At 39.1% G+C, this 9,432-nt stretch carries 8 protein-coding genes and 1 pseudogene; 4 read left to right on the top strand and 5 right to left on the bottom strand.

Annotated features, from left to right (window positions below):
* Positions 1-94: pseudogene (locus tag FTU17_RS02890) on the top strand (IS1595 family transposase); the annotation flags it as partial.
* 299 nt (positions 95-393) lie between these two features.
* Complete coding sequence (locus FTU17_RS02885; protein ID WP_180134641.1) at positions 394-900, top strand: hypothetical protein; 507 nt, start codon at positions 394-396, stop codon at positions 898-900.
* 96 nt (positions 901-996) lie between these two features.
* Here FTU17_RS02885 and FTU17_RS02880 read toward each other — a convergent pair whose 3' ends face one another.
* The 4 genes from FTU17_RS02880 to FTU17_RS02865 all read right to left on the bottom strand — a co-directional run bounded on the left by FTU17_RS02880 (position 997) and on the right by FTU17_RS02865 (position 5,388).
* Complete coding sequence (locus FTU17_RS02880; protein WP_180134640.1) at positions 997-2,337, bottom strand: CitMHS family transporter; 1,341 nt, start codon at positions 2,335-2,337, stop codon at positions 997-999.
* Positions 2,338-2,604: 267 nt separating this feature from the next.
* Entirely contained in the window at positions 2,605-2,883 is a 279-nt protein-coding gene (locus FTU17_RS02875; protein WP_180048741.1) for a hypothetical protein, read from the bottom strand.
* Positions 2,884-2,937: 54 nt separating this feature from the next.
* Positions 2,938-4,266 carry a hemolysin family protein gene (locus FTU17_RS02870; protein ID WP_078191332.1) on the bottom strand — a complete coding sequence of 443 codons (1,329 nt, stop codon included), beginning with the start codon at positions 4,264-4,266 and terminating at the stop codon, positions 2,938-2,940.
* Between the two features lie 129 nt (positions 4,267-4,395).
* Entirely contained in the window at positions 4,396-5,388 is a 993-nt protein-coding gene (locus FTU17_RS02865) for a LysR family transcriptional regulator (RefSeq protein WP_078191331.1), read from the bottom strand.
* A 683-nt stretch (positions 5,389-6,071) separates the two neighbouring features.
* Here FTU17_RS02865 and FTU17_RS02860 point away from each other — a divergent pair.
* Positions 6,072-7,676 (top strand): isocitrate lyase, encoded by a 1,605-nt coding sequence (locus tag FTU17_RS02860; protein ID WP_168378085.1) that lies wholly within the window; start codon positions 6,072-6,074, stop codon positions 7,674-7,676.
* 140 nt (positions 7,677-7,816) lie between these two features.
* On the opposite strand, the gene FTU17_RS02855 is transcribed toward FTU17_RS02860, so the two are convergent.
* Positions 7,817-8,191 (bottom strand): diacylglycerol kinase, encoded by a 375-nt coding sequence (locus FTU17_RS02855; RefSeq protein WP_078191329.1) that lies wholly within the window; start codon positions 8,189-8,191, stop codon positions 7,817-7,819.
* Positions 8,192-8,452: 261 nt separating this feature from the next.
* Here FTU17_RS02855 and FTU17_RS02850 point away from each other — a divergent pair.
* Positions 8,453-9,432: MBL fold metallo-hydrolase (locus FTU17_RS02850; protein WP_180134639.1), on the top strand; the 980-nt coding region annotated here is incomplete at its 3' end.

Raw genomic sequence — 9,432 nt, 5'->3', positions numbered from 1 at the left:
AGAGTATTTTGATTATCATCTTAAAGAAACAGAATGGCGTTGGATGAGGGAGCCTAATGAGCTAGCAACAGAGTTGTGGGACCTCATTAGGTAAAACTAAGTGCAAATCTGCTAGTCTAGAGCCTTATGTTTAAAGGCTGCTGGATATTGCTGTTTCAGTTGTTGAAGGTAAAGCGCAGCCTGTTTCTTTTGAGCCATATTGTGACGTTAGTATTAAAGCGTGAAAGTAATATAGTTGATTTCGATATTTTTGACAGAATTTTTTTCTAAATCATGTTGTATATCTGAACATTATAAGAGAAATCGCAATTTCTATAGTGAAGGTCGCAGTTTTCAAGCTACTTTTATGCGAAAATACATGCTTATTGAATATTAAGTTTTTATAGGCAGTTTATGACTGATCATTCTCCTGAAACATTAAGCGATATCGAAATTCTAGACATTCTTCAGTCGATGAAATCAGATGTTTTAAATACTGAAGTAAATGAAGTGATTCGTAGTGGGGGGAAAGCTGGTCGTCAAGAGGCTCATAAACAAGCTTTGGTGAAATTAAATCAAGCATTTGAAGATAAATTTGTTGAAGCTGTGACTTTGGCTTTAGGCTTAAATGAAGGCCAAAGTAAAAAAATCCGCTACAAAAAAGATCGTATCCGTATTTTGAAAGTTCGTGGTATCGATTATTTAGCGATTGATGGTGCTGAAACTGCACAAGTATTGTCACAAGTTGCACAAGCGATTGTACGTGAAGACGCAACGGTGACTCATGACCTCCATAACATTTTTCCATTTTGGAAAGAAGGCTGGCCAATGGTTCAATTCGACAATGTTTATAAAATTTTAGAAGATGACATTCGTATTCATTATGAAGCAGTTCTAGAAGCATTAATTTCAAAGCATTAATCACTACAAATGAACCTGTGAGTGTAAAACACTGGCTAGTTCTGTATTGTTAAGCATAAAAAAAGCACCTGATGGTGCTTTTTTATCTTTAACTTTTTAAGTTAAGCTCGAATAAAATGGAAACATTCCAAAGATCAGGCCCGCTGCTAACATGACAAAACACGTGATTACATCCCAGATAATGGTAAATTTCTGATGTTGTCCAAACTCGATCCCCGCAAGTCCACAGAGTAAATAGGTCGAAGGGACAAGCGGTGAGAGTAGATGTACAGGTTGTCCTACGATCGAGGCACGTGCCATTTCTACAGGTGCAATTCCATAATGAGCGGCAGCATCAGAAAGAATTGGCAAAACCCCGAAATAGAAAGCATCATTCGACATAAAGAAAGTCATCGGCATACTGATGACAGCGGTTATCGGTGCTAAATAGGGACCCATACTTTCAGGGATAATCGCCACAAGTTCTTTAGACATGGCTTCTACCATACCTGTTCCGGCTAAAATTCCCGTAAAAATACCTGCAGCAAAAATAATACCGACCACGTTTAAAGCACTACCTGCATGGTGTGCGATTAACTTTTTTTGCAAGTCGACATTTTTGTAGTTGACGACTAGCGCAATACATAAAGCCACCATGAATAAAATAGGCATAGGTAAAATACTAAAAACCAGACAAATCATCAGAACGACGGTTAACAGTGCATTAAACCAACGTAGATCTGCGCGGTTGGCTTCTGGATTATCTGAGATTTGAATGTTTTCACCATGACTGATATCCAATTGGACAATTCCCAGACGCTTTCTTTCCATGCGACCATACATGGTTCCTAAGAAGTACAACCAGCCGATGGCAAATAACATCGGTAAAACCATCGGAACAAATACATCACTTGGGTCGACATGAAGCGCGCTGGCGGCGCGGGCTGTAGGCCCACCCCATGGCGTAAGGTTCATAATGCCGCTAGAGAGCATAATCAAACATGCCATAATCAATGGGCTCATACCTAAGCGCTTATAGAGTGGCAGCATGGCAGCAACACAGATCATATAGGTTGTAGAACCATCTCCATCCAAAGAGACAATTAACGTCAGGGTAATGGTTCCAAGAACGACTTTTAAGGGATCACCTTTGACCATTTTTAAAATAAATTTCACCGAAGGGTCGAACAAACCTGTATCAATCATGATGGCAAAATACAGAATCGCAAAAAGCAGCATGATGCCAGTCGGTGCAAGTTTTTTTACACCTTCTATCATCATTTCGCCAATTTCATTTATTTGTATGTGTGACAAGCTGTCAAAATAAAAACCAAGTAACCACGCAATCAAGGCAAAAAGTAGGGGAATTAAAGTCAGTGCGACAAGTGGGCTTAAGCGTTTCGACATGATCAAATACATAAAGCACAAGATCATGCCCAAACCGAGTACGGTTAACATGGTTCATTCCTTTGAAATATAAAGCTGTTTTTAAATCCAAGGGCAGAGCATAAAGAGAAAATTCATCAGTCAAAACAAAGGTGAGAAAATGTGAAATACATCACTATTTTAGTGGGAAATAGTCATTAATAATGAAGGTATTAGGGAAGGGCGGTTTTTCGATTTATTTTAATTTGTATTCAAAAAAAGTGGTCTGTTTACATTTATTCAACATCAGTAGAGAACTGTAAGTGCTGTGCAGATCCAGTTTGATCACAACAAGTACGCTTATGCAAAAATAGACAGTAGGGTCCGAATCGGCCAACTAAATAATCGGAACCAAAAAATTAAGGGATTATAAAAAAACAGACCAAAACGCATGGTTTCGTCATAGCGTTGTCGACCGCGTTCATAGGGATAAGGCGTTAAAAACCAAGCAGTGACGATCAGCGCAACACCGAGCAATAGAAATAAAGGTTGTGGATGAGCTTTGAAAAAATAATAGATTAGATAAGCCCCAGTATAAAAACTAAAGCAAGTCAAAATCGCTTTAAGTGAAAAAGACATCTTCGTATTCCATCGTATTTATATTTTATTGTTTTAGAAAAAAGAAGAATCGAATTAATCCGATTCTTCTGGTGTATCAAGTTCAGTTTCAGCCTGTTGTAAGCGGGTCACTAATAATTGGTCAATTTTAAAGTGGTCTACATCAACAACTTCAAATTTGTAGCCATGATAAGTAACAAAGTCCGCTGGACGTGGAATTTTACGCAGTTTAAACATCATAAAGCCCGCAAGGGTTTCATAGTTTTCTTCATCGGGCATTTCATCTAAAGCGAGGGCATGCTTTAAATCTTCAATTGGTGTACTGCCATCGATAAGCCAAGAATCCGCATCACGTTTAATAATTTGTTGTTCTGCTTCAATCGGTGTTACCCAGTCGCCCATCACGGTAATCATAATGTCGGAGAGGGTAATAACGCCGACAACCAACGCGTATTCGTTAATTACTACGGCAAATTTTTCTTTGGTTGAACGAAAGCGATCGAGTAATTCAGACAGTGTTAATGTATCTGGAATCGTGAGGACATTACGAATAGTATTTTCATTGAGCTGTAGAAGTGACTGATTGTTGAGGATACGAACCAAAATATCTTTGGCATCTACATAGCCAATGACGTCATCAATATTTTCACTACAGACCAAAAACTTCGAATATGGAAATTCAGCGAGTTTTTGACGAATACTGGCTTCTGATTCTTTTAGGGTAAAGTACACCACGTTTTCACGTGTAGTCATACTTGAAGGGACGTTACGTTCTTCCAGCTCAAATACGTTTTCAATAAAGTGGTGTTCTTGCTTTTGTAGTACACCAGCTTGAGCACCGGCATCCATCACGGCTGAAATATCGTCAAAGGTAATATTGTCATCACGTGTTGTGTTCACTTTGAATAAACGAAACAACAAATTGGCAATGGCATTAATCACCCACGCCATTGGCTTACACACTTTAATAAAGATTTGAATCGGGTCAACAACAGCAACGGCAATTTTTTCAGGTGCGATCATCGCCAAACGTTTTGGCATCAAATCAGCAAATAGAATGAATAAGGAGGTGACTAAAGTAAACGACAGGGTGAAACCGATAGTTTCAGTCCACGGGCCCTGATAAAAACGGGTCACTAAGGTTATGAAATAAGGACGAAATGCACCTTCACCCAAAATACCGCCAAGAATTGCCACGGCATTTAAGCCAATTTGTGATGCGGCGAAAAAGTCTGCTGAGTTGGCTTGTAAGTCAAGCACACGTTGTGCACGTGAATCTCCAGATTCAGCCAAAATTTTAAGCTTTACTTTTCGTGCACCCGCAAGGGCAATTTCTGTTAAGGATAGAAAACCCGCACCGACGATCAGGAGAATAATAATGACAATATTTTGGAAAAGGCTCACGAATACACCTGTTTGTGATTCATTCTATTTTTCTGTATTTCTAACACAAAAATGGGCAAGGTAGTAGTCTTAACTACTACCTATATAGTGACAGTATACGTTTGAATTAATAAGGAATTAAAGAGTTAATTACTGATACTGTGAAAACTGAGAGTTATTCATTAAGTATTCGCGGTTTTCTTCTTCAATCATTTGACGTGCAACATACAAAATAAGTTGACGCAACCAGCGATGAGCAGGGTGATGATGAAGTAAAGGACACCACGCCATTTTTAATTCAAATTCAGGAATATAGAATGGTGGATCGCGAAGTAACAGGTTTTGACTTTTGGCTTGAAGGCGAGCAATACGGCTTGGCAGAGTCGCAACCAAGTCAACATTCGAGGCCAATAAGCCTGGCATTTGATAATGACGGGTGAAAACTGAAATTTTACGTTTTTGGCCAATACGTTCTAAGGCTTGATCAATCCAACCTAGACCCGCTTGTTTTTCAGGATTGACACCAAAACCGACACCCATACCTGTTTTAGATACCCAAATGTGTTGTGCATCTAGATAGCTTTTCAGGTTTAAATTATTTGCAGCAGGGTGCTTGGCATTTAAAAGGCATGAAAAACTGTCACGCCAGACCAAAACTTGGTGGAAACTTTGCGGAATTTCATTAAAGCGGTTAATCGCCAAGTCGACTTTACCTTGTTCCATATCTCGATAAGACACATCACTTGGTGTTAAAAAATCCAGAACCACATTGGGTGCTTCTGAGCGCAAAGCTTTTACTAGGCGCGGCACTAGTGTTGCTTCAGCATAATCTGACGTCATGATGCGGAAGACACGATTTGAAGTGTAAGGTCGGAACTCGGTACGAGGTTCCAAAATCATCGAAAGGTCAGAGAGAGCATCACGGATACGTGGCTGTAATTCAAGCGCACGTTCTGTAGGTGTCATACCTTCTGAAGAACGAATAAGAAGTGGATCATTAAATAAGTTGCGTAAACGACGTAAAATATTACTCATCGCAGGCTGAGTTACACCCAGTTGCTCGGCAGCACGAGTCACATTTTTTTCACGAAGAAGTACATCAAGATAAATTAATAGATTGAGATCGACCCGCTCCAGATTCATAAAATAAATACCGACAATAAAATCATGAAATTTATCTGATTATGCCATAACTACTAAGGCTTGTGTAAAAAATGGATGAAAAAATGACGTGTACTTTTGTACTAAAATTCGGCAGTTTTAAGACAAATTTGCTGAAGTGCCAGCACATATTTCTTAAATACTTATTATCTGTTTAGACCGATATTTTTAAGTGAGTGAAATAAAAATACGGAGCAATTTTGTTTATGCGATGTGATGTTCATAAAACAAAAAAATTAGATGAAATATCTCATTTACATGATCATTTGAAGACAGAATAACCAAGTATTTAGCTTGGTGAATTTGGGCAAAAATGGCGTAAAAAATGCTGTTTTTTTTTAAAGTGAATGCTCAGTCGACTTAAGTCTAATGAAGAATAATTCATCAAAATGTTTGAAAAATAGACAAAAAAATTAGCAAAATATTTTAATAAAAGTATTTAAATACAAATACTTATAAATGTTGGTTAATTATTATAATACGACTTTAATCTACATATTTTTTAAATAAATACTGAAAATTAATGCAGAATATTGGATTAATTTTTTTAGTCAATCTACTCTGTGTCTATCGCAACGAAGTGTTCTAAATCTGAACAATCATTCGAGGGTATGATTTTAGCCTTACGTTGCAGAAAAATCCTAATATTATTACAGGAACATATCATGTCTACATACTTAACAGCGATTGATGCAATCCGTGAATTAAAAGCAAAATTCGGAAGCACTTGGCGCGATATTAGCCCAGAAGATGCTGCACGTATGCAAATGCAAAACCGTTTCAAAACTGGTTTAGACATTGCGAAATATACAGCTGCTATTATGCGTCGTGATATGGCTGCTTATGATGCTGATTCTAGCAAATACACTCAATCATTAGGTTGCTGGCACGGTTTTATCGCACAACAAAAAATGATTGCGAACAAAAAATACTTCGGTACAACTGAACGTCGTTATATCTACCTTTCTGGTTGGATGGTTGCAGCTCTTCGTTCAGAATTCGGTCCACTTCCTGACCAATCTATGCACGAAAAAACTTCAGTTCCTGCATTGATCGAAGAAATCTACACTTTCCTTCGCCAAGCTGACGCGAAAGAATTAAACGACTTGTTCCGTGCGCTTAAAAAAGCAAACGAAGCTGGTGATACTGCTAAAGCTGCTGAAATCACTGCTCAAATCGACGGTTTCCAAACTCACGTTGTGCCAATTATTGCGGACATCGACGCTGGTTTCGGTAACGAAGAAGCGACTTACTTACTAGCTAAGAAAATGATCGAAGCGGGTGCTTGTGCACTTCAAATCGAAAACCAAGTATCTGACGCTAAACAATGTGGTCACCAAGCTGGTAAAGTTACAGTTCCACACGAAGACTTCATCGCGAAAATCCACGCTCTTCGCTATGCATTCTTAGAAATGGGTCTTGATGACGGTATCATCGTTGCTCGTACTGACTCTGAAGGCGCTGACTTGACTCAAAAAATCCCAGTGGTTAAAGAGCCAGGCGACATCGCTTCTCAATACATCAGCTACTTAGACACAACTGAAATTGACATTTCAGAAGCTCAAGAAGACGAAATCCTAATCAAGCGTAACGGTAAACTTCACCGTCCAAAACGTCTTGCTTCTGGCTTGTACCAGTTCCGTCCAGACACGCAAATTGACCGCGTTGTACTTGACTGTGTATCTAGCCTTCAAAATGGTGCTGACCTTCTTTGGATCGAAACTGCGACTCCAAACGTTGAAGAAATCGCTCACATGGTTAACCGTGTTAAAGAAACAGTTCCAAATGCGAAACTTGTTTATAACAACTCGCCTTCATTCAACTGGACTTTAAACTTCCGTCAACAAGCTTACGACCGTTGGGTTGCTGAAGGTAAAGACGTTTCTGCTTACGACCGTGCTAAACTAATGAGCGCTGAATACGATAACTCTGAATTAGCTGCTGAAGCTGACGAAAAAGTTCGTACGTTCCAAGCTGATGCTTCTCGTGAAGCGGGCGTGTTCCATCACTTGATCACACTTCCGACTTACCATACAGCTGCTCTTTCTACTCACGAGCTTGCTCAAGGTTACTTCGGCGACCAAGGTATGCTTGCTTATGTAGCTGGCGTTCAACGTAAAGAAATCCGCGGTACGATTTCTTGTGTTAAACACCAAGCAATGGCTGGTTCTGACATCGGTGACGACCACAAAGAAATCTTCGCTGGTGACAACGCGCTTAAAGCGGGTGACGATGCGAAAAACACAATGAACCAATTCGCTGCTCACTAAGCATTGAACTGATTCGAAAAAAAGCCCAGCGAAAGCTGGGTTTTTTTATGGCTTTAAAATCTTCTTAAATCCATTTATTAAAGTGTGTCGATATAAAAAAGCAGGGCATAACCCTGCAAATAGAGTGAGACAGCCTTTATTTAAGGCAAAAGGATAATTAACCAAGTAAAAAAAATAATTGCTAAAGCGACAAATTGAGCTGCACTTCCCATATCTTTGGCAATTTTAGAAAGTGGATGCTTGTCTAAAGATACCCGGTCGACAACGGCTTCAATGGCAGAATTGAATAACTCAACAATCAAGGCAAATAAACACACCACCACCATAAGCGCATGTTCAGCACGACTGACATCGAGAAAACAACTGGTGGGAATAAGCACCATATTCATCCAGACAATTTGTCGAAATGCTGCTTCATTTTGATAAGCAGCTTTGAATCCATCGAGGGAATATTGCGTTGCATTTAAAATTCGTTTAAGTCCAGATTTACCTTTAAACGGGGAAATTTCACTCATAGTACTGTACAGACGTATAGATTTAAAAACTGGCGAAAATATAGCATGCCAAGCTTAAAGTTTTCTTGCATTCAGTTTTTATTTTATGAGGCCTAAACGTTTAGGATGATTTACATAAGTCTGTATCAAGTTAGTGCTATGTTTATCATGTATTGGACTTAAAATTTGCCTGAATTTCAGGCACAATACAGGCGTTTAAATTTTTTAATTTTGAAGCCTTTGCTTCATTGCATGAAATAATAAAAGTGATATAGGTCAACAATGAAAAACTTTAGTTTTGCTGTGCTTGCAGCAACACTTTTAACCAGCCAGTTTGTCAGTGCAGAGCCGGCATTTATTCAAACGGAAATCAAAACGAATGTGACTCAGCCCGTGGGATTTTATTCTTTCCAAGTGGGTGCGTATAAAGTCATTGCTTTAAAAGATGGGACACTCGAATTAAGTCCTGATTTGTTTAAACAAAACTTAACTCCAGAAGAAGTCAGTGCCTTATTTCAAAAGCTTGCGGTTGATCAGAGCAAAGGCATACAAACCAGTGTCAATGCCTACCTGCTTGATGATGGACAAGGCGGCATCAGTCTTGTCGATAGTGGTGCAGCCAGTTGTTTTGGTCCGAACTTAGGTTCTATTGCACAAAATATTGAAGCAGCTGGCTATAAGCTTAATCGTGTACGCAGTGTATTCTTAACCCATTTACATCCAGATCATGCATGTGGCATTGCGAAACAAGGCAAGGCCGTGTTTCCAAATGCAACGGTTTACGTCAATGAACAAGAAAGTCAGTATTGGTTAAGTGAAAACACCGTTGACACTTTAGCTGCCGAAAAACGTGACGGTTATTTAGCAACCGTTGCAAAAATTAAAGCTGCGATTGCGCCTTATCAGACCATGCGGAGTTTTAAGACTTTTAGCGTTGGTTCTGTGATTAATGGATTAGAAGTACTACCGAGTGTTGGGCATACACCAGGGCATTATTCTTTTATCTTAAAGTCGCAAGCTAAAAGTTTTGCTATCCTCGGGGATGTGGTTCATTCCTATCATTTACAGTTTGAACAACCCAAGTTATCTGTTGATTTTGATGTCGATCCGGTCAAAGCCAGTGAAACTCGTTTAGCAATTTTTAAACGTTTTGCTCAAGAGCAAACCTTCGTTGCATTTGCACATTTACCATTTCCGGGTATTGGTAAAATTAGTGAAATAAATGATGGTCAGTTCCGTTGGAACCCGCTAAATTTAGCTCC

Source organism: Acinetobacter sp. YH12070, from assembly GCF_013419625.1.
Lineage (GTDB): Bacteria > Pseudomonadota > Gammaproteobacteria > Pseudomonadales > Moraxellaceae > Acinetobacter > Acinetobacter amyesii.
The sequence above is the reverse complement of the archived record's forward strand: the minus strand, read 5'-3'. Positions and strand labels throughout refer to the sequence as shown.

Excerpts from the sequence above, each read along its gene's own strand:
- FTU17_RS02885 (WP_180134641.1), top strand. The coding sequence starts at position 394 with ATGACTGATCATTCTCCTGAAACATTAAGCGATATCGAAATTCTAGAC.
- FTU17_RS02880 (WP_180134640.1), bottom strand. The coding sequence starts at position 2,337 with ATGTTAACCGTACTCGGTTTGGGCATGATCTTGTGCTTTATGTATTTG.
- FTU17_RS02875 (WP_180048741.1), bottom strand. The coding sequence starts at position 2,883 with ATGTCTTTTTCACTTAAAGCGATTTTGACTTGCTTTAGTTTTTATACT.
- FTU17_RS02865 (WP_078191331.1), bottom strand. The coding sequence starts at position 5,388 with ATGAATCTGGAGCGGGTCGATCTCAATCTATTAATTTATCTTGATGTA.
- FTU17_RS02860 (WP_168378085.1), top strand. The coding sequence starts at position 6,072 with ATGTCTACATACTTAACAGCGATTGATGCAATCCGTGAATTAAAAGCA.
- FTU17_RS02855 (WP_078191329.1), bottom strand. The coding sequence starts at position 8,191 with ATGAGTGAAATTTCCCCGTTTAAAGGTAAATCTGGACTTAAACGAATT.